We start from the raw sequence: 17,190 nt of genomic DNA on the forward strand, positions 1-17,190 counted from the left end.
AGGCGCGACCATGCCCGCACCGATCGTGCTACTCGTGCGTAACAAGGTAAAGGGGACCCGATGCTGACGGTGCGCCAGAGACTGCTCGCGCTGCTGACGCTCTGCCTGGCGCTGCTCGCGGCGCCCGCGCTCCCGGCCCAGGCCTCCGGCGCGCCTTCCGGTCTCGCCCAGGCCCCGACCCGGGCCTCCGGCGCGCCCTCCGGATCGGCCGGTGCGCGCAATCCGGTGGTGTTCGTGCACGGCTACAACGCCGATCCCGGCGTCTGGGGCTCCCTGCGCGAGGACCTGCGCGCCGACGGATACGCCGACTCCGAGCTCTTCTCCTTCGGATACGACACCCACCAGTCGGTCAACGAGGTCCTCTCCGGACGGCTCGCCGCCTACGTGGACGAGGTCCGCCGGCAGACCGGCGCCGCCCGGGTGGACCTGGTCGCCCACTCCTTCGGCTCGCTGGTCACCCGCTGGTACGTGAAGTTCGGCGGCGGCGGCCCGTACGTCGACCGCTGGGTCTCCCTCGCCGGCCCCAACCGCGGCACCTCCACCGCCTGGGCCTGCGCCCTGTGGGACCAGGCGTGCCGGGACATGACCCCCGGTTCCTACGTGGTGAAGAACCTGAACTCCGGTGACGAGACCCCCGGCGCGGTGCGGTACGCCACCTTCTGGTCGAACTGCGACGAGGTCATCAACCCCGACGACAGCGTCCCGCTCACCGGGGCGACCAACACCCCGGTCGGCTGCCTCAAGCACAACGACCTGCTCGGGGACGACCCCACCTCGGCGGGCGTACGGGCCTTCCTGCGCTCCTAGACCGTCTCCACGGACACTTCCTGGAGCAGTCCGTACGTGAACTCCGCGACGCAGGCCCGCCCCGACGCGGTGAACGCCAGCCGCCACCGCGTCGGCGCGGTGCCCTCCATGGGCCGGACGGGGGCGAAGGCCCGCGCCACCTCGTCGACCGTCGCCGACCAGGGCCGCAGGTCCTCCGGCGACTCCAGTACGGGTCCGGGCGCACCCGGGGCCCGGATCAGCCACTCGTTCCAGACGGCCCCGTCCGGCGCGGCGAGCACCTCGAAGCGCAGGCCGGGCCAGAGCGGCACCGGCCACAGCAGGGCCTCGCACGTCAGATCGCCGATCGTGCGGGAGGAGACGGCCTCGGGCGGGCCGAGCACCGAGCGGTAGCGGGCCAGGGCGCCCCGCGAACGCGGCGACCGGACCATGGCCTGCCAGCGCTTGTTGGCCTCCCGCTGCTCGGCCGGGGAGGCGCCGAGCTGTCGGCGGGCCTCCTCCGCGAGGCCCGGCTGGAAATCCGCCATCCGGCGCAGCAGAACCAGTTGGAAGCCCGTGGGGCCGAAGGGGCCCGGGGTGAGGGGCGGTGTCCCCGGCGTCCTCGTCATGGAAGCCAACCCTTCCACACAGGATCCTCACGATCCCGGTATCCGGCCGTTGTGAGCGAACGCGTAGCCTGCGGGCGCCATGGACTATTGCATCGCCTGCCGCAGGTACCTCAACGGCGCGCTGGCGTGCGCCGGATGCGGAACCCCGGCCGAACGCCTGATATCCGCCGCGCCCGCCGCGCCCGCCCCGGGCTCCGCCGACGCCTTCGGAAGCGACCCGGCCGTGCTTGCCGACGTGTACGCCGACTCGCTCGTCGTGCTGTCCGGGGAGCGGGGAGACGGTCGGGGCCGTGGTCGGGCCCAGAGCCGCGCCGCGGACCGCCGCCGCGCCGGGCACCGCCGACGCCGCCGGACCGCGCTCACCGTGGGCCTCGGGCTGATGCTCGCCGCCGTCGCGACCCTGGGCCTGGCCCGGCTGGCGACCGACGGGGAGCGCACCGACCGGGCGGCGACGGTGGTGCTGACCGACGATGCTCCCGCGGAGCCGGCACCGCTGCCGGGCCTGACGGGGGATCCGGCCGCGCCCACGGGGACGGCCTCGACGAAGGGGCAGGGCGCCGGCTCCACGAAGGCCACGGCCGGGGGTGCGAAGCCGGGCGGGACCGGCCGGACCACCGGGGCCTCCACCGTCGGGTCGTCGGGCTCCGCCTCCGCCTCCGCCTCCGGGTCGACGGGGCCGTCGCGGAGCGCTTCCCGGACTCCGACGTCCGCTGCTCCGAGCGCATCGGGTTCCAGCGGCTCCGCGACTCCCGGCAAGCCCCCGGGTACGAAGAAGCCCGATACGAAGCCGAAGCCCGATCCGAAGCCGAGTCCGACCCCGGAGCCGCCGGAGTGCCCGTGGTGGAACCCGCTGTGCTGGTGAGCGGGGAGCTCAGCCCAGCATCCGCCTGAGCAGGTCCCGCAGGACCGCACGCTCGGCCGGGGAGAGTCCGGCCAGGGGCTCCCGGGCGAAGTCCAGGGACGCGCGGAGCCGGTCGGCGGTCTGCAGGCCCTCCTCGGTGGGCGCGGCCAACTTCACCCGGCGGTCGGCCGGGTCCGGGCGGCGCTCGACCAGCCCGCGGGTCTCCAGGCGGTCCACGATGCCGGTGATGTTCGACGGCTCGCACCGCAGCTTCTGCGCGATCTTGCGCATCGGCATCGGCTCCAGGGAGAGCAGGTTCAGCACGCGGGCCTGGGCGCCGGTGAGCTGGTGGCTGGAGGCCGCGTGCTCGTACTCCTGGTGGTAGCGGGTCACGACGTCGCCGATGAGCTCGACGACTTCGAGGGTCAGGGGGTCTGCGCGACGGCTGGGCATGGATCCAGCGTACCCATTTACTTGACAACATGAAATATCCAGGCGCATGGTTGTTTCACGTCCTGAAGCATTTTGCACTTCTTCCCCTCCCCAGGAGTGACGCCATGTCCGAGATCCCCGCCGTCAGCCGTGAGTGGCACCTCGTCCGCCGCCCGCAGGGCTGGCCCGTCGCCGAGGACTTCGCCCTGCGCGAGGTACCGGTGAACGCCGAGCCCGCCGCCGGCCGGATTCTGGTGCGCAACCTCCACATGTCCGTGGACCCGTACATGCGCGGCCGGATGAACGACGTGAAGTCGTACATCCCGCCCTTCCAGCTCGACCAGCCCATGGACGGCGGCGCGGTCGGCGAGGTCGTGGCCTCGGCCGACGAGCGCTTCGCGGTCGGTGACCACGTGCTGCACGGTCTGGGATGGCGCGAGTACGCGGACGTGGACGCCAAGCACGCCACCCCGGTGGACGCCTCGCTCGCCCCCCTCTCCGCCTACCTCGGCGTCCTCGGCATGCCGGGCCTGACGGCCTACGCCGGGCTCCTCGAGGTCGCCTCCTTCAAGGAGGGCGACTCCGTCTTCGTTTCCGGCGCCGCCGGAGCTGTCGGCAGCCTCGTCGGCCAGTTCGCGAAGATCAAGGGCGCCTCCCGGGTGATCGGCTCCGCCGGCTCCGACGAGAAGGTGACGCTCCTCACGGAGAAGTACGGTTTCGACGCCGCCTTCAACTACAAGAACGGCCCCGTCGCCGAGCAGCTCAAGGACGCCGCCCCCGAGGGCATCGACGTCTACTTCGACAACGTCGGCGGGGACCACCTGGAAGCCGCCATCTCCTCCCTGAAGGTCCACGGCCGGGCCACCCTGTGCGGGGCCATCGCCCAGTACAACGCCACCGAGCCCATGCCCGGCCCGCGCAACCTCGCCCTCGTCATCGGCAAGCGGCTTCGCCTGCAGGGCGTGCTGGTCGGAGACCACGCCGGACTGCAGGCGCAGTTCGTCCAGGACGTGGCCGGCTGGCTGCGCTCCGGGCAGCTCGTCGCCGACGAGACGGTCGTCCGGGGAGTGGAGAACGCCACCGACGCCTTCCTCGGAATGCTGCGCGGCGACAACACCGGAAAGATGATCGTTTCTTTCACCGGTTAGGCTCACTCCACACCGCCGTGACGCGTGGGCGCGAGTCCCGGCGATTACCAGGAGGATTTCCTTACATGTCCATCCAGCAGTCCGACGTCGCGTACACCGCTGTTGCCACCGCCGAGAACGGCCGTGACGGTCGCGTCGCCACCAACGACGGTCGCCTCGAGGTCGTCGTGAACCCGCCGAAGGAGCTCGGTGGCAGCGGCGAGGGCACCAACCCCGAGCAGCTGTTCGCCGCCGGCTACAGCGCCTGCTTCCAGGGTGCGCTCGGCGTCGTCGCCCGCAACGAGAACGCCGACATCACCGGCTCCACGGTCACCGCCGAGGTCGGCATCGGCAAGAACGACGACGGCTTCGGCATCATCGTCAAGATCTCGGCCTCCATCCCGAACGTGGACACCGCCACCGCCAAGGACCTCCTCGAGAAGGCCCACCAGGTCTGCCCGTACTCCAAGGCGACCCGCGGCAACATCACGGTCGAGCTCGCGGTCTGATCTGCGACCCGCTCGACTGGCTCGTCCCGGTTCCATCCGGTACGTCGAAGGCCGCACCCAGGCACCGGGGTGCGGCCTTCGGCATGCCCGGCGTCCCCCGCCCCGGGAGCCCGCCCTAAACTGGAACCATGCGTGATCTTGCGGGGGGATTCGGCTATCTGCTGGCCGGACAGCGATGGGTACTGCGCCACGGCAGGTGGCTGGGCTTCGGGCTGCTGCCCGGACTGGTCTCCCTGGCGCTGTACGCCGGCGCGCTCATCGGCCTCGGCTACGGCGCCGACGACCTGACCGCCTGGGCGACCCCCTTCGCCGACGACTGGTCCTCCCCGTGGCTCGGGCTCTTCCGCGGCTTCCTGACCGCCCTGGTCTTCTCCCTCGGGCTCTTCCTCGCGGTGATCACCTTCACCGCCGTGACCCTGCTCGTGGGCCAGCCGTTCTACGAGTCCCTCTCGGAGCAGGTCGACCGCACCGAGGGCGGCGAGGTCCCGGAGTCGGGGCTCACGCTCGCGCAGGAGCTGTGGATCTCCGCCCGCGACAGCCTGCGGATCCTGGGCCGGGTGCTGCTCTTCGGCATCCTGCTCTTCGCACTCGGCTTCGTCCCGGTGATCGGACAGACCGTGGTCCCGGTCCTCGGCTTCTGCGTCTCCGGCTTCTTCCTCGCCCAGGAGCTCACCTCCGTCGCCCTGATGCGCCGCCGGGTCCAGCTCACCGAGCAGCTCGCGCTGCTGCGCGGGCGGCGGATGATGGCGCTCGGCTTCGGGGTGCCGCTCGTGCTGTCCTTCCTGGTACCGCTCGTCGCCGTGTTCCTGATGCCGGGCGCGGTGGCCGGGGCGACGCTCATGGTCCGGGACCTGGTGGGCGAACCCGCAGGGCAGGAGGGCGAGGAGGGGGACGAGCAGGGCCGGAGCCACGCTCAGACCCAGACTCAGACCCAGGGGCAGAGCCAGGAGCAGGCCCAGGAGCAGACCCAGGGTCAGGCGCAGCAGGCGGGCAAGCGGCTCAGCGCCTGAGCAGGGTGATCGCGCCGGCGGTGTCCTCGCCGGCGTGGGCCGCCGGATCGGCCGTCAGCCGCTCCCGCATCAGGTCCAGGTACGGACTGATCAGCTCGGTGCTGACCCCCTGCTCCGCGGCCGTCCGCAGCAGGGTGCCGCTCGCCGTGACCTGCATGGCCAGGTTCGATTCGACGCCCGTGGTGAAGTCCCCCGACACCAGCCGCTCGGCGGCGGCGCCCGCGAAGAAGCCCATCGCCCCCAGCCACTCGGTCAGCAGCGGAGCCAGGTCCTTCGGGGAGACGTCCTCGCCCTCGACCAGCGCGTAGGCGTGCGAGATCCCGGCGAAGAGTCCGGTCATGGCGCTCAGCAGGGCCACGTCGTGCAGGGCCGCGTGGCCGGGGTCGGAGCCGACGAAGCGGGCGCCGGCCGGGACCTCCAGCGTGCTCCGGTGCTCTTCGAACAGGGCGGGGGAGCCGCTGTAGAAGACGTACCCGCCCGCTGCGGGGGCGCCGATCATCGACGGGGTGGCCATGATCCCGCCGTCGAGGAACCGGGCCCCGCGCTCCTGGGCCCACGCGGCCCGGGCGCGGCCGTCGGCGGGCGTGCCGGTGGTCAGGTCGACGAGGTCCTTGCCGGTGAGGTCCAGGCCCTCCAGGGCCGAGCCCACGCTGGCATGGTCCAGCAGGCAGACCACGATCAGGCCGTTCGCGGCCACCGCCTCGGCGGGGCTCGCGGCGACGACGGCGCCTTCGGCCGCGAGGGCCTCGGCCTTGGCGGGGGTGCGGTTCCAGACGGTGAGGGGATGCCCGGCGGCGAGCCAGGTGCGGGCGAGGGCGGTGCCCATCGAGCCGAGTCCGAGGAGGGTGAGCGGGGTCTTCGTGCCGGTCTTCGTGCTGGTGTCGGTCATGCCGTTTAGCCTGGTCGAGGGCCGTCAGGTGCTCAAGTACGCACTTCGGAGTGGGTGGTTACCCCGAGGTGAGCGAACAGGTGGGGAGGGGTGCGCGATGGCATTGACCCAGCGGCCGGGCGCGGATCACTGCGGGATCGCCGCGGCGATGTCCGTGATCGACGGCAAGTGGAAGGTGTCGGTCCTGTGGGAGCTGGAGCAGGCCCCGCGCCGTTTCGGCGAACTGCGCCGGCTGGTCCCGGGGGTCTCCGAGAAGGTGCTCGCGGCGCAGCTGCGCGAGTTGGAGACGGACGGCATCGTCCACCGCGAGGTCTACGAGGAGGTCCCGCCGCGCGTGGAGTACTCGCTGACCCCGCTCGGCCACGAGCTGAACGGGGCTCTGGAGGCCCTGGGGGCGTGGGGCGCGAAGCACCTGCTCCCCGACGCCGCCCGGTCGGTCCCGAGGTGAGGAAAGGGCCGGTCCCTCACTCCGGGCGGCGGAACAGCGCCGTCCAGAGGAAGGCCTCGCCGAAGGAGCCGGAGGATTCGGGCTCGTCGTTCATCCGGCGCAGCTCCACCTCGGTGAGGCCGTCGAAGACCCAGCGCAGCGCCTCCGGCGTGTACGCGAGCCCGCCTTCGAGGCGGGCCCGGCCGTAGAACTCCGCGTCGGACAGCTCGGATCCCATCGCGCCCGAGGCGAAGCAGGTCAGGGCGAAGCGGCCGCCGGGGGCCAGCAGCCGGTCCAGCAGGTCCAGGTAGCTGACCCGGCGGTGCGGCGGCAGGTGGTGGAAGCAGCCCGAGTCGTAGATCAGGTCGTACGGGCCCACGAGCCCGGTGCCTGCCGCGCCGAAGGCGTCGCCGTGGTGGAAGCGGACCCGGGCCCCCGCGGCGCGGGCGCGCTCCTCGGCCCAGGCCAGGGCCGTCGGCGAGAGGTCGACGGCGTCCACCTCGAAGCCCCGGGCGGCCAGGTGCAGGGCGTTGCGGCCGGGGCCGCAGCCGAGGTCCAGGGCGCGGCCGCCCGCGGGGACCAGTCCGCGGTCGAGGAAGGAGACGAGGTTCTCGTCGGGCTTCGCCACGAAGAACGGCACCGGCCGCTCGCGGTCCGCGTAGAAGCCGTCCCACCAGGCGGAGCCGCCGGCGGTCCAGCGGTCGGCCTCCGGTGCGAAGAGTCCGTCCATGAGGGCGAGCACGTCGTCGACACTGCGTATGTTCCGGTCCATCCGAACCCCTTTCAGCTGTCCCCGATTTTATCGGCGATCAAGAGGAAAGCCCAGGTCAGACGATGCGTGGAGGATGCCTGACGGGTCGTCTGGCACCCTGCTGCGACCGGGCCGGTCCCCGCCCCCGGGGGTGGGGCGGCCGGGCGGTCCACGGCCTCGCCCAGGGCCCCCGCGGGCCCCTTTCCGGCCGGGCCGGGCCCTGTTTCCGTACGGGTTCCGGAGCCGTGTCCTCCCGTACCCGACCCTGCCCGGGGGCGTGAAGCATCTCCCGGGACTCCGCAGCGCTCCTGCGCCACCCGATAGGATGACCGGCGGCAAGATTCAAAGCTGTCCCCCACCGTCCTAGAGTCCGCGTCCTTGTCCGGAGCATCGGTCGCTCGGGGTCCGAGCCGGACAGTGCCTTGCTGAGAGACGACCGGCCACAGGGCTGTGCACCGACCAGCAGTAGGGACATCTTTCACGTGAGAGTCAGTACCGAGGGGTTGGAGCCTGTGCGCTCGGGTCCCGCGAGTGGGCCTGCCACGCGCGCCCGGCCCGTTTCGGGTCCCGCACGTGGAGTGCTGCGCTCCCGGGGCGCCCTGTTGCTCCTGGAAGCCGTCGTGGCTTTCGCCGGCGCGCTCGCGCTCCCGATGATGGCCGTGGGCTTCCAGCTCGATCCGCTGGACCGCATCGCGCAGGTCAGCGGCCTGGCCGCGATCCAGTTCCGGTTCGCCCTGCTCGGTCTGCTCTTCATCGCCGCGGTCGTGCTCGCGATGCGGCTGCGCGGTGGCCGCCACTTCGATCTGACCACCCGGATCTCCGCGGCCGCCCTCGCCGGCCTGGCCAGCGGGTTCGTAGCGGCGGGGGCGGTGGTCGCGCTCCACGGCACGCCGTGGCCGATGTTCGGCCTCAACGGCGACAGCGGCCGGATCGTCGAGTGGGCCCACGCGGTCGCCAACGGGCAGCCCTCGGGTTCCCCGGTCTACCCGCCCGCACCGCTCTACACCCTCGGGTACTACGCGGAGTGGTTCCACGGCGGCAACACCGCCTACGCCTTCAAGGACCTCCAGATCCTCGGGGCCGCCTTCTTCGGGCCGTTCGTCTACTTCGCCTGGCGGCTGCTGCTGAGCCCGCTCCGGGCGCTGGCCTTCGGCGTCGTGCCGGCCTTCGCGCTGATCGACGCGTACAAGCCGTACGCCCAGACGGTCCTCGTGGTGCTGGTCCCGGTCCTGGTGGCCCTGGTGGTGGCGCTGCGCCGCAGCGGCACCGAGAACTGGCGGCCGCTGCTGCTCAAGGCCGCCGGTTTCGGCGCCCTGATCGGTGTGCTCTTCCTCACGTACTCCGGCTGGTTCCTGTGGAGCGCGGCCGGCGTGTTCTTCGCCGCAGCCCTGTACTTCCCCTGGAAGACCGGCCGGGCCAAGGGTGCCGCGTTCCTGGGCGTCACCCTGGCCGCCTTCATGGCGGTGGCCGGGCGGTACCTGGTGGTCATGCTGACCGAGGGCCAGGAGACCAAGGACTTCAACTTCCGCTTCGACACCTTCACCGACCCGGCCTACTACCTGATGTGGCGCACGGACATGCCGGGCAAGGTCGGCGACTGGCCGCCGCCCGGCGAGTTCGGCGGGGTCGGCCTGTTCGCCCTGGTGACCTTCATCTGTCTCGGCGTCGCGATCTGGCTGGGCCTGCGCAAGCCGATGGTGGTCACCATCACGGCGATGTTCATCTCCGCCTGGCTGATGCGCATGTACATCGCCTCGCACATGTACGAGACGCAGACCGTCCAGCTCTACACCCGCACCAACAACCAGCTGCTCTACTGCGGGTTGATCCTCGCCGCCCTCGTCGCCCACCTGGTGTCGCAGCGGCTGGCCGAACGGCGCACATTGGACAATGGTGACGCCAAGGCCGTACGGGGCCGGGGCTTGCCGGGCCGGGAGGGGGCCGTCATCGGAACCCTGTGTGCCCTGCTGCTCCTGCTCGGAACGGTGTCGTCCTCGATGGCCGACCGGTACATGCCGGCCCAGGACGGGACCTACCGGATCCTGCCCTACGTGTCGCACACGATTCGGCAGATGAACGGAAAGTGCCCCCAATTCGCCCCCGAGCACAAGTGCTCCAAGGACGGCGATCAGACTTGGCTGACATACATCAGATGATCACGAGGACGACATGATCTCCGCATTGACGCGGCTGGCCGACTGGTCGGCCCGGACCCCCAAGAGGCTCTGGGCCGTCAGCTTCGTCCTCTTCTTCACCATCGCGGCCAGCTGGTCGGCAGCGACACCGCTCGGCGGTTCGCCCGACGAGCACGCCCACTTCATCCGGGCGGCGGCCGTCGCCCGGGGGCAGATCAACGGCTCCGAGGTGATGGTTCCGCACGTGGTCGCGGGCATCAAGGGCGACTTCGCCGAGACCGGCGTGCAGCTCCCGGAGTGGTACTCGGAACTCCCGAAGCACCACGAGTGCTACTCCTGGCACGCGGGCACCCCCGCCTCCTGCGCGCCCTCCATCGGGACCTCGGACAGCATCGTCGAAGTCCCCACCGCCGCAGGCCGCTACCACCCGGCGTACTACCTGATGACCGGCTGGCCGAGCCTGCTCGTGGAGGGCACCAAGGGCCTCTACCTCATGCGCCTGATGTCGGCGCTGTTCTGCTCGCTGCTGCTGGCCAGTGCCGTGGTGACGGCCTCCGAATGGCGGCGCGGACGCTCGCTCGCCCTGCTCGGCGTGTTCACGGCGGCGACGCCCATGGCCCTGTTCATGGCCGGCATGGTCAACCCCAGCGGTGGTGAGATCGCCGCCGGAATCCTGGTGTGGACGGGCCTGCTGTCGATCCTCATGTCGCCCGATCCGCACCTGCTGAACCGCAGGCTCGCCCGAGTCGGCATCGGCGGCCTGGTGCTGATCAACATCCGGCCGCTCGGGCTGATCTGGTTCGCGGGAGCGGTCTGCTTCGGCCTGCTGCTGGCCGAGCGCGGTGTGCTGCGCTCGGTGCTCCGCCGCAAGGCGATGTGGCTCTGGACGGGCCTGCTCGGCCTCGCCACGATCGGCGCGCTCGGGTGGGCGGCCGCGCACCCCGACAACTCGGTCATAAAGATCCCCAAGTACCTCACCACGACGGAAGCGGCCCGCCGCACCCTCGGTGCCACCGAGATGTACATCCAGCAGATGCTCGGCTTCTTCGGCTGGCTGGACACCCCGGCGCCGGTCGTCACCTGGTACGTCTGGCTCGGCGTGATCGCGGTGGTCACCGTGCTGGGGCTGATGTACGGCCGCAAGCGCGAAACGGTGGCGCTGATCGGCATGCTGATCGCCATCGTGATCGTGCCGGTGGTCGGACAGACCTCGCAGGCGTCGAAGATCGGCCTGGTCTGGCAGGGCCGCTACCTGCTGCCGTTCGCCGTCGGCCTGCCGCTGATGGCGGTGCTGGTCCTCGCGCGCCGGATGCCGGAGAAGGGCTTCCCCCTGCGCAGGCTGGTCGGCTACTCCCTGCCGCTGCTCGCCCTGGGCAACGCGGCGGCGTTCTACTGGACCCTGCGGCGCTTCGCCGTCGGGATCAGCGGCCCCGTGATCCCGTACTCCGCGCACTGGGCCCCGCCCGGCGGCTGGGTGTTCTGGACCGGCGTCTACACGGTGGCGGCGTTCGCCCTCGTGGTGCCCGGCCTGATGCGGGACCGCGTGGCCGACGGAACGCCCGTGGTCGCACCGCCCGGCGAACTGCCCGGAACCGACGGGGCGCAGGGCCCGGCGGACCTTCCCGGGGCCCTTCCGGAGCCCGGCGTCGAAGCCCACGGCCACCCACGGGTGACCCAGGTCCGCTGAACCGCTGAACTGTCGGCCCCGGCCCGGCGGATGCGTCCTCGGACGCTCCGTCAGGCCGGGGCCGCGATCGTCAGCGGCCCCCGTCCCGGCTTCCCGCCGGTACCTCTGCCGGTACCGCTGCCGGTACCTCTGCCGGTACCCCTGTCGGTACCTCCGCCACGGCGACCGACGGCGTGTGTGCGTCCGCCTCGGCCAGCAGGGTCCCGTCCGGCGCCCATACGGCCGCGCCCCCGCAGCCCGTCCACGGTCCGGCGGGTCCGACGTGGTTGGCGAGGACCACGTACATCCCGAAGTCCCGGGCGATCCCCGGGTGGACCGCCGCCCGCTCGGCGATGCCGTCGCCCGTGCCGTAGAGCGAGCTCGCCAGGTGGACCCGGCAGCCGGCCGCGGCGCCCGCGCCGGGCACGTCCGCGAAGTGGTTGTCGAAGCAGATCCCCAGGGAGAAGCGGATCCCGCCGAGCTCGAAGCGGCCCGGGACCGTCCCCGCGGTGAAGACCTCCTGCTCGTGGCGGTACAGGTGCTGCTTGGCGTACGTGGTCACGTGCGCGCCGTCCGCGTCGTGGACCAGGGTCGCGAGGAGGGGCCGGGGGTCGTCCGTGCGCAGCGCGACGTTGACGGCGGTGGCGATCCCGGTGGAGCGGAGGGGGTCCAGCCGGGGATCCTCGGCATCGGCCAGCCACAGCCCGGGGTCGGCGCCGAGCGCGGTCAGCTCGTAGCCGGTCAGGGTCAACTCGGGGAACACCACCAGCCCGGCGCCCTCCTCCCGGGCCCGCACGGCGAGCGCGGCCGCCCGTACGGCGTTGGCGGACACGTCGGCGGGGGCGCAGCTCAGCTGCGCGGCGGCGATCTTCACCCGGCCCAGCATGCCAGCCCCGCGGGCGGGCCCCGGGCCGGGCCCGGAGTCAGGCCCGGGGCCCCTGGATCAGGTCCAGGAAGGCCCGGAAGGTGCCGGGCATGTCCACGGCTTCCGGGGCCAGCAGCCACTGGTACTGGAGGCCGTCCATCACGGCGGCCAGCAGCGGGGCCGCCTGCTCGGGGGTGAGGCCCGAGGGGAGCCGGTCGCCGTACTCCGCGCGGAGCACGTCCGCCATCGCGGTGCGCACCTGCGCGTACCGCTCGGCGAAGAACTCCCGCGCCGGGTGGCCGTCGGTGACGCTCTCGCCGAGCAGCGCCGAGAAGGTCTGCACGATGCCGGGGCGCATGGCGTTGTACTCCACCAGGGAGGCCAGCAGGTCCGGACGCCAGGCGTCGGCCAGTGCGGTGCCGCCGCCGGTGTCCCAGCGGTCGCGCTCCTCCAGGACCGCGACCAGCAGTGCCTCCTTGGTCGGGAAGTAGTGCAGCAGCCCCTGCTGGGTCAGGCCCACGCGCTCGGCGACCGTGCCCAGGGCCGCGCCGCGGTAGCCGCGCTCGGCGATCACCTCGACGGCCGCGCGGACGATCTCCACGCGGCGTTCCTCACTTCTGGCCCTGACCATCGCCCCGCCACCTCTTCCGTTCCACACCTGCCAGCAGGACCGTACGGCATTGCCGTATCGCGTCATTGCCGTATCCCGTCCGCAATATCACGAACAGATTACGAACCCTACCGCTCTACAGGTATCGGGTCCACCATGGGGTCACCACACTGCACCGCACCGCACTGCACCGCACCGCACTGCACCGCATTGCAGGGCACCGCGCACCCGCACTCAACGAGGAGGCATGGCCGTGACCGATGCCGATCAGGTCCGCAACGACGCCGTAGAGACGGCCCTGGGCAAGCTGGACCTCGACACCAAGGCCCGGCTGCTGGCCGGCCAGGACATGTGGTCCCTGCCCGCCGTCCCCGAGATCGGGCTGAAGTCCCTGGTCATGTCCGACGGCCCCATCGGGGTGCGCGGCGTGCGCTGGACCGCCGACGACCCGTCGATCGCCCTGCCCTCCCCGACCGCGCTCGCCGCCGCGTGGGACCCCGAGCTCGCCCGCCGGGCCGGCCGCCTCCTCGCCCAAGAGGCCCGCCGCAAGGGCGTCCACGTCCTGCTCGCGCCCACCGTGAACCTGCACCGCTCCCCGCTCGGCGGCCGGCACTTCGAGTGCTACTCCGAGGACCCGTACCTCACCGGTGCGGTCGGCAGCGGCTACGTGAAGGGCGTCCAGGACGGCGGCGTCGGCACCACGGTCAAGCACTTCGTGGGCAACGACGCCGAGACCGAGCGGTTCACCGTCGACAGTGTCATCGCCCCGCGCCCGCTGCGCGAGCTCTACCTGGCCCCCTTCGAGGCCATCGTCGCCAACGCCCACCCGTGGGGCATCATGACCGCCTACAACCGGGTCAACGGCACGACCATGACCGAGCACAAGTACCTCGTCAACGAGGTCCTGCGCGGCGAATGGGGCTTCGACGGCTACAACGTCTCCGACTGGATGGCCGCCCGCTCCACCACCGGCGACATCCTCGGCGGCCTGGACGTGGCCATGCCCGGTCCCGTCACCGTCTACGGAACGCCGCTCGCCGAAGCCGTCCGCGCGGGGGAGGTCCCCGAGTCCTCCGTCGACGAGGCCGTGCGCAACGTCCTGCGCCTCGCCGCCCGCGTCGGCATCCTGGAAGGCGCCCCCGCCGTGGTCGGCGAGGTCCCGGCCCCCATCGACGGCCAGGCCCTGGCCCGCGAGCTGGCCGCCCGCGGCTTCGTCCTCGTACGCAACGCGGCCGTCGCCGGCGAGCGGCCGGCGCTGCCGCTGGACACCGCCCCCGGCCGCACCGTCGCCCTCATCGGCGCCGCCGCCCGCGACGCCCGCATCCTCGGCGGCGGCAGCGCCGTCGTCTTCCCCGAGCGGATCGTCTCCCCGCTGGACGGACTGACCGCGGCCCTCCCCGAAGGCGCCCTCACCTTCACCGTCGGAGCCGACCCGAGTGACGACCTGAGCCCCGCCGACAAGGGCTTTGAGCTCCGCGCGATCTGCCGCGACGCATCCGGCGGCATCCTCGGCACCGGCTCGCTGCCCACCGGTCAGGTCCAGTGGATCGGCGACGACCTGCCCGGGGGCGTCACCTACGAGACGATGGCGAGCATCGAGGTCATCGGTACCTTCGTGCCGCGCGAGAGCGGCGAACACGCCTTCGGCACCCGCGGACTCGGCGCCTTCACCCTGGCCGTCGGCGGGGAGGTCCGCTGGGAGGGCGCCCAGCAGATGGGCAACGAGGCCGACCCCTTCGAGGCCTTCTTCGGCGCCCCCAACGAGCGGGCCCGGATCACCCTCACCGAGGGCGAGGCGGTCGAGGTCTCACTGACCTACCAGGTCCCCGACATGACCGGCCTGCCGCTCAAGGCGATCATGTTCTCCTTCCTCCACCTCGGCCCGCAGCGCTCCGCCGACGAGCTCATCGCCGAGGCCGTGGAAGCGGCCCGCGCCGCCGACACCGCCGTCGTGGTCGTCGCCACCACCGAGCGGGTGGAGTCCGAGGGCTTCGACCGCAAGGACCTCGGCCTCCCCGGCCGCCAGGACGAGCTGGTGCGCGCCGTCGCCGCGGTCAACCCGAACACCGTGGTCGTCGTCAACGCCGGCTCCCCGGTGGAACTCCCCTGGCGCGAGGAGGTCGCCGCCGTCCTGCTGACCTGGTTCCCCGGGCAGGAGGGCGGGGCCGCGCTGGCCGACGTGCTCCTCGGTGACGCCGAGCCGGGCGGGCGGCTGCCCACGACCTGGCCCGCCGAGTTCGCCGACGCGCCGGTCACCGAAGTCACCCCCATCGAGGGGCGCCTGGAGTACACCGAGGGGCTCTTCATCGGCTACCGGGCCTACGAGAAGCACGGGATCGCCCCGGCGTTCCCCTTCGGGCACGGCCTCGGCTACACGGACTGGGCCTACGAGTCCCTGGAGGCCACCCCCACGCGGGCGACGGTCCGCGTCACCAACACCGGCACCCGGCCGGGCCGCGAGACCGTACAGATCTACCTGGCGCCCCTCGCGGACGGCGTCGAGCGACCGGCGAGCTGGCTCGCGGGCTTCGCGAGCGTGACCGCCGGTCCCGGCGAGAGCGTCGACGTGGAGATCGCCCTGCCGGAGCGCGCCTTCGAGATCTGGGACCAGCCCTCCCGCTCCTGGCAGCGGATCGGCGGCGGCTACGAGGTCCGCGCGAGCCGCTCGCACGGCGACACGCGGCTGACGGCGGCCCTCGACCTGTAATGGCCGGAAATCACCCCACACAGAGGTGATCCACAAGCTGGACCGGGGGCGGGCCCTGACACCCGCCCCCGGTCCGATCCGTTCACCGCGTCAACGCGGAGGCTCGGCGGAGGTCACCTGTCGGTGCGCCAGTTCCGCGAGCCGCGCCTGTCCGTCCTTGCCCGGATGGAACCAGTCCCAGCGGCTCAACTGCTCCGCCGAGAAGGGGTACTGGAACACCGCGCCGCCGTCGTAGCGGCACAGCTCGTCCTTCGCGCAGACCTCGCGCAGCGCCTCGTTGTACTCGACCACGCGCGCCCGCACCTGCTCCCTCCGGGCCGTCGCACCGGCGGCCGCCGACATCGGATCGGCGAGCATCGACTGGCAGATGCCCAGCTTCCACACCTGGCGCACCATCGGGTCGTCCTTGCCCTGCTGCCACAGCCGCTGGAGGTCCGGGACGCTGGAGACGTAGACCTGCGAGGCCGGCGAGGCCGCCCGCAGGCCGGCCAGCGCCTTCTCGAAGCCGGAGCGGAAGGCGGCCACCGGAGTCATCGACGAAGCCGAGGGCCGGCAGGCGTCGTTCGAGCCCACCATCACCGTGACCAGGCCCGGCTTGTGCTCGGCGGCCGAGGCGAGCTGACCCGGAAGGTCCGCCATCCGGGAGCCGGTCACCGCGTAGTTCCAACTGCGCGCGGGCACCTCGGCCTCGCCGAGCAGTCGGGCTGCCAGCGAACGCACCTCGGGGTCGTCACCGGTGGCCCAGGAGGCCTCCGGACAGTCGACCAGCACCGAACAGGCGTCGAAACCGCGCGTGATGGAGTCGCCCACGGCGGCGACCGACGCCGGTGCGGTGTTCCACCGCGGGGCCGCCTGCGCACCGCGTTCGCCCCCGTCCTTCGCCCCGTCCGCCGAACACCCCGTCAGCGCACCCGCCGCCAGGAGCAGCAGGGCGGCTGCCGCTCCCGCGCCCGCGGAGGTCCGACGCGCGCGGCGGCGTGGGGCGGTGGTGCGCATGCGGAAGGTCCCTCCTCGTCGTCCCCGCGTCATTCGGGGGCGTCCTGCTGAGTGAATGCTCTGTGTTTACGGGCCTCGGAGCGACCGTACGTCACACCATGACCCCCGGCGCACGGTAGCTTTTTCCCGTGGCGTTTCGGCCGCAAGTCCCGTAACGCAATGTCAAATAATTTCCGTTACATTACATCACGTCACATACTGTCCGTTTTCTGGAGTTTATTCCCGACCTCGTCCCACACTGGAGGTCCCGGTGACGACACGTGGAGTCCTGTACGTGCACTCCGCACCGCGCGCGCTCTGCCCGCACGTGGAATGGGCTGTTGCGGGCGTGCTCGGGGTGCGGGTGAACCTCGACTGGATCCGTCAGCCCGCCTCCCCGGGCACCTGGAGAGCCGAGTTCTCCTGGCAGGCCGAGGCGGGCACCGCATCGAAACTCGCCTCCGCCCTGCGCGGCTGGCACCTGCTCCGCTTCGAAGTGACCGCGGAACCCTGTCCGACCGCCGAGGGCGAGCGCTACAGCTCCACCCCGCACCTGGGCATCTTCCACGCCGTCACCGGCATGCACGGAGACATCCTGATCCCCGAGGACCGGCTGCGCGCCGCCCTCGCCCGGTCCGCGCACGGCGAGACGGACCTGGAGGCGGAGATCGCCAAACTCCTCGGCAAACCCTGGGACGACGAGCTCGAACCCTTCCGCTACGCGGGCGAGGGCGCCCCGGTGCGCTGGCTCCACCAGGTGGTCTGAGTCCCGGACACGCCGAAGGCCCACCCGGGTGATTCCGGGGGGGGCGTCGGCGTGCCGGGCGGGGGGGTGAAAACACGAACACCCCC

Annotated in this window: 17 protein-coding genes; 10 read left to right on the forward strand and 7 right to left on the reverse strand. The window is 72.1% G+C overall.

All coding sequences use genetic code 11. The annotated features are described in order from the left end of the window. The first annotated feature begins 60 nt into the window (after positions 1-60). Positions 61-807 carry an esterase/lipase family protein gene (locus ACFVX6_RS19850; RefSeq protein WP_389693112.1) on the forward strand — a complete coding sequence of 249 codons (747 nt, stop codon included), beginning with the start codon at positions 61-63 and terminating at the stop codon, positions 805-807. Here the strand turns inward: ACFVX6_RS19850 and ACFVX6_RS19855 are convergent. Then, entirely contained in the window at positions 804-1,394 is a 591-nt protein-coding gene (locus ACFVX6_RS19855) for a hypothetical protein (protein ID WP_389693114.1), read from the reverse strand. The two genes, ACFVX6_RS19850 and ACFVX6_RS19855, sit on opposite strands and share 4 nt — an antisense overlap. 79 nt (positions 1,395-1,473) lie before the next feature. Here ACFVX6_RS19855 and ACFVX6_RS19860 point away from each other — a divergent pair, with 79 nt between their 5' ends. Continuing rightward, a complete protein-coding gene (locus tag ACFVX6_RS19860; RefSeq protein ID WP_389693116.1) occupies positions 1,474-2,256 on the forward strand; it encodes a hypothetical protein in 783 nt (260 codons plus the stop codon). 9 nt (positions 2,257-2,265) lie between these two features. On the opposite strand, the gene ACFVX6_RS19865 is transcribed toward ACFVX6_RS19860, so the two are convergent. Next, complete coding sequence (locus ACFVX6_RS19865) at positions 2,266-2,688, reverse strand: MarR family winged helix-turn-helix transcriptional regulator (RefSeq protein WP_389693118.1); 423 nt, start codon at positions 2,686-2,688, stop codon at positions 2,266-2,268. 104 nt (positions 2,689-2,792) lie between these two features. Between ACFVX6_RS19865 and ACFVX6_RS19870 the strand changes: the two genes are divergently transcribed. The 3 genes from ACFVX6_RS19870 to ACFVX6_RS19880 all read left to right on the forward strand — a co-directional run bounded on the left by ACFVX6_RS19870 (position 2,793) and on the right by ACFVX6_RS19880 (position 5,313). Then, the gene (locus tag ACFVX6_RS19870; protein WP_389693120.1) at positions 2,793-3,815 is read left to right on the forward strand and encodes an NADP-dependent oxidoreductase; all 1,023 of its coding nucleotides are present in this window, start codon (positions 2,793-2,795) and stop codon (positions 3,813-3,815) included. 65 nt (positions 3,816-3,880) lie between these two features. Beyond that, a complete protein-coding gene (locus ACFVX6_RS19875; RefSeq protein WP_389693122.1) occupies positions 3,881-4,303 on the forward strand; it encodes an organic hydroperoxide resistance protein in 423 nt (140 codons plus the stop codon). 128 nt (positions 4,304-4,431) lie between these two features. Then, positions 4,432-5,313 carry an EI24 domain-containing protein gene (locus ACFVX6_RS19880; protein WP_389693124.1) on the forward strand — a complete coding sequence of 294 codons (882 nt, stop codon included), beginning with the start codon at positions 4,432-4,434 and terminating at the stop codon, positions 5,311-5,313. Here ACFVX6_RS19880 and ACFVX6_RS19885 read toward each other — a convergent pair. Further along, the gene (locus ACFVX6_RS19885; RefSeq protein WP_389693126.1) at positions 5,303-6,202 is read right to left on the reverse strand and encodes an NAD(P)-dependent oxidoreductase; all 900 of its coding nucleotides are present in this window, start codon (positions 6,200-6,202) and stop codon (positions 5,303-5,305) included. The two genes, ACFVX6_RS19880 and ACFVX6_RS19885, sit on opposite strands and share 11 nt — an antisense overlap. Positions 6,203-6,299: 97 nt before the next feature. Between ACFVX6_RS19885 and ACFVX6_RS19890 the strand changes: the two genes are divergently transcribed. Then, positions 6,300-6,650: a winged helix-turn-helix transcriptional regulator gene (locus tag ACFVX6_RS19890; RefSeq protein WP_389693128.1), complete on the forward strand. Its 351-nt coding sequence runs from the start codon at positions 6,300-6,302 to the stop codon at positions 6,648-6,650. A 16-nt stretch (positions 6,651-6,666) separates the two neighbouring features. On the opposite strand, the gene ACFVX6_RS19895 is transcribed toward ACFVX6_RS19890, so the two are convergent. After that, complete coding sequence (locus tag ACFVX6_RS19895; protein WP_389693130.1) at positions 6,667-7,401, reverse strand: class I SAM-dependent methyltransferase; 735 nt, start codon at positions 7,399-7,401, stop codon at positions 6,667-6,669. A gap of 599 nt (positions 7,402-8,000) precedes the next feature. On the opposite strand from ACFVX6_RS19895, the gene ACFVX6_RS19900 reads away from it, so the two are divergent. Both ACFVX6_RS19900 and ACFVX6_RS19905 read left to right on the forward strand, forming a co-directional pair. Further along, complete coding sequence (locus ACFVX6_RS19900; protein ID WP_389693132.1) at positions 8,001-9,536, forward strand: hypothetical protein; 1,536 nt, start codon at positions 8,001-8,003, stop codon at positions 9,534-9,536. A gap of 13 nt (positions 9,537-9,549) precedes the next feature. Then, on the forward strand, positions 9,550-11,202 hold the full coding sequence (locus tag ACFVX6_RS19905) for a DUF2142 domain-containing protein (protein ID WP_389693134.1): 1,653 nt from the start codon (positions 9,550-9,552) through the stop codon (positions 11,200-11,202). A gap of 70 nt (positions 11,203-11,272) precedes the next feature. Here the strand turns inward: ACFVX6_RS19905 and ACFVX6_RS19910 are convergent, their stop codons facing one another. Both ACFVX6_RS19910 and ACFVX6_RS19915 read right to left on the reverse strand, forming a co-directional pair. Continuing rightward, positions 11,273-12,055 (reverse strand): carbon-nitrogen hydrolase family protein, encoded by a 783-nt coding sequence (locus ACFVX6_RS19910; protein ID WP_389693136.1) that lies wholly within the window; start codon positions 12,053-12,055, stop codon positions 11,273-11,275. 49 nt (positions 12,056-12,104) lie between these two features. Next, the gene (locus ACFVX6_RS19915) at positions 12,105-12,677 is read right to left on the reverse strand and encodes a TetR/AcrR family transcriptional regulator (protein ID WP_389693138.1); all 573 of its coding nucleotides are present in this window, start codon (positions 12,675-12,677) and stop codon (positions 12,105-12,107) included. A 226-nt stretch (positions 12,678-12,903) separates the two neighbouring features. Here ACFVX6_RS19915 and ACFVX6_RS19920 point away from each other — a divergent pair, with 226 nt between their 5' ends. Continuing rightward, positions 12,904-15,363 (forward strand): beta-glucosidase, encoded by a 2,460-nt coding sequence (locus tag ACFVX6_RS19920; RefSeq protein WP_389693140.1) that lies wholly within the window; start codon positions 12,904-12,906, stop codon positions 15,361-15,363. Positions 15,364-15,453: 90 nt separating this feature from the next. Here the strand turns inward: ACFVX6_RS19920 and ACFVX6_RS19925 are convergent, their stop codons facing one another. Further along, positions 15,454-16,359: an SGNH/GDSL hydrolase family protein gene (locus ACFVX6_RS19925; RefSeq protein WP_389693142.1), complete on the reverse strand. Its 906-nt coding sequence runs from the start codon at positions 16,357-16,359 to the stop codon at positions 15,454-15,456. 250 nt (positions 16,360-16,609) lie between these two features. Between ACFVX6_RS19925 and ACFVX6_RS19930 the strand changes: the two genes are divergently transcribed. Continuing rightward, positions 16,610-17,104 (forward strand): DUF3145 domain-containing protein, encoded by a 495-nt coding sequence (locus tag ACFVX6_RS19930; protein WP_243329390.1) that lies wholly within the window; start codon positions 16,610-16,612, stop codon positions 17,102-17,104. Positions 17,105-17,190: the final 86 nt, after the last annotated feature.

This window comes from Streptomyces sp. NPDC058289 (genome assembly GCF_042880975.1).
Lineage (GTDB): Bacteria > Actinomycetota > Actinomycetes > Streptomycetales > Streptomycetaceae > Streptomyces > Streptomyces stoeckheimensis.

Coding starts and splice junctions, on each gene's coding strand:
- ACFVX6_RS19905 (WP_389693134.1), top strand. CDS start 9,550: ATGATCTCCGCATTGACGCGGCTGGCCGACTGGTCGGCCCGGACCCCC.
- ACFVX6_RS19925 (WP_389693142.1), bottom strand. CDS start 16,359: ATGCGCACCACCGCCCCACGCCGCCGCGCGCGTCGGACCTCCGCGGGC.
- ACFVX6_RS19915 (WP_389693138.1), bottom strand. CDS start 12,677: ATGGTCAGGGCCAGAAGTGAGGAACGCCGCGTGGAGATCGTCCGCGCG.
- ACFVX6_RS19875 (WP_389693122.1), top strand. CDS start 3,881: ATGTCCATCCAGCAGTCCGACGTCGCGTACACCGCTGTTGCCACCGCC.
- ACFVX6_RS19850 (WP_389693112.1), top strand. CDS start 61: ATGCTGACGGTGCGCCAGAGACTGCTCGCGCTGCTGACGCTCTGCCTG.
- ACFVX6_RS19890 (WP_389693128.1), top strand. CDS start 6,300: ATGGCATTGACCCAGCGGCCGGGCGCGGATCACTGCGGGATCGCCGCG.
- ACFVX6_RS19860 (WP_389693116.1), top strand. CDS start 1,474: ATGGACTATTGCATCGCCTGCCGCAGGTACCTCAACGGCGCGCTGGCG.
- ACFVX6_RS19870 (WP_389693120.1), top strand. CDS start 2,793: ATGTCCGAGATCCCCGCCGTCAGCCGTGAGTGGCACCTCGTCCGCCGC.
- ACFVX6_RS19865 (WP_389693118.1), bottom strand. CDS start 2,688: ATGCCCAGCCGTCGCGCAGACCCCCTGACCCTCGAAGTCGTCGAGCTC.
- ACFVX6_RS19885 (WP_389693126.1), bottom strand. CDS start 6,202: ATGACCGACACCAGCACGAAGACCGGCACGAAGACCCCGCTCACCCTC.
- ACFVX6_RS19920 (WP_389693140.1), top strand. CDS start 12,904: ATGGCCGTGACCGATGCCGATCAGGTCCGCAACGACGCCGTAGAGACG.
- ACFVX6_RS19880 (WP_389693124.1), top strand. CDS start 4,432: ATGCGTGATCTTGCGGGGGGATTCGGCTATCTGCTGGCCGGACAGCGA.
- ACFVX6_RS19895 (WP_389693130.1), bottom strand. CDS start 7,401: ATGGACCGGAACATACGCAGTGTCGACGACGTGCTCGCCCTCATGGAC.
- ACFVX6_RS19855 (WP_389693114.1), bottom strand. CDS start 1,394: ATGACGAGGACGCCGGGGACACCGCCCCTCACCCCGGGCCCCTTCGGC.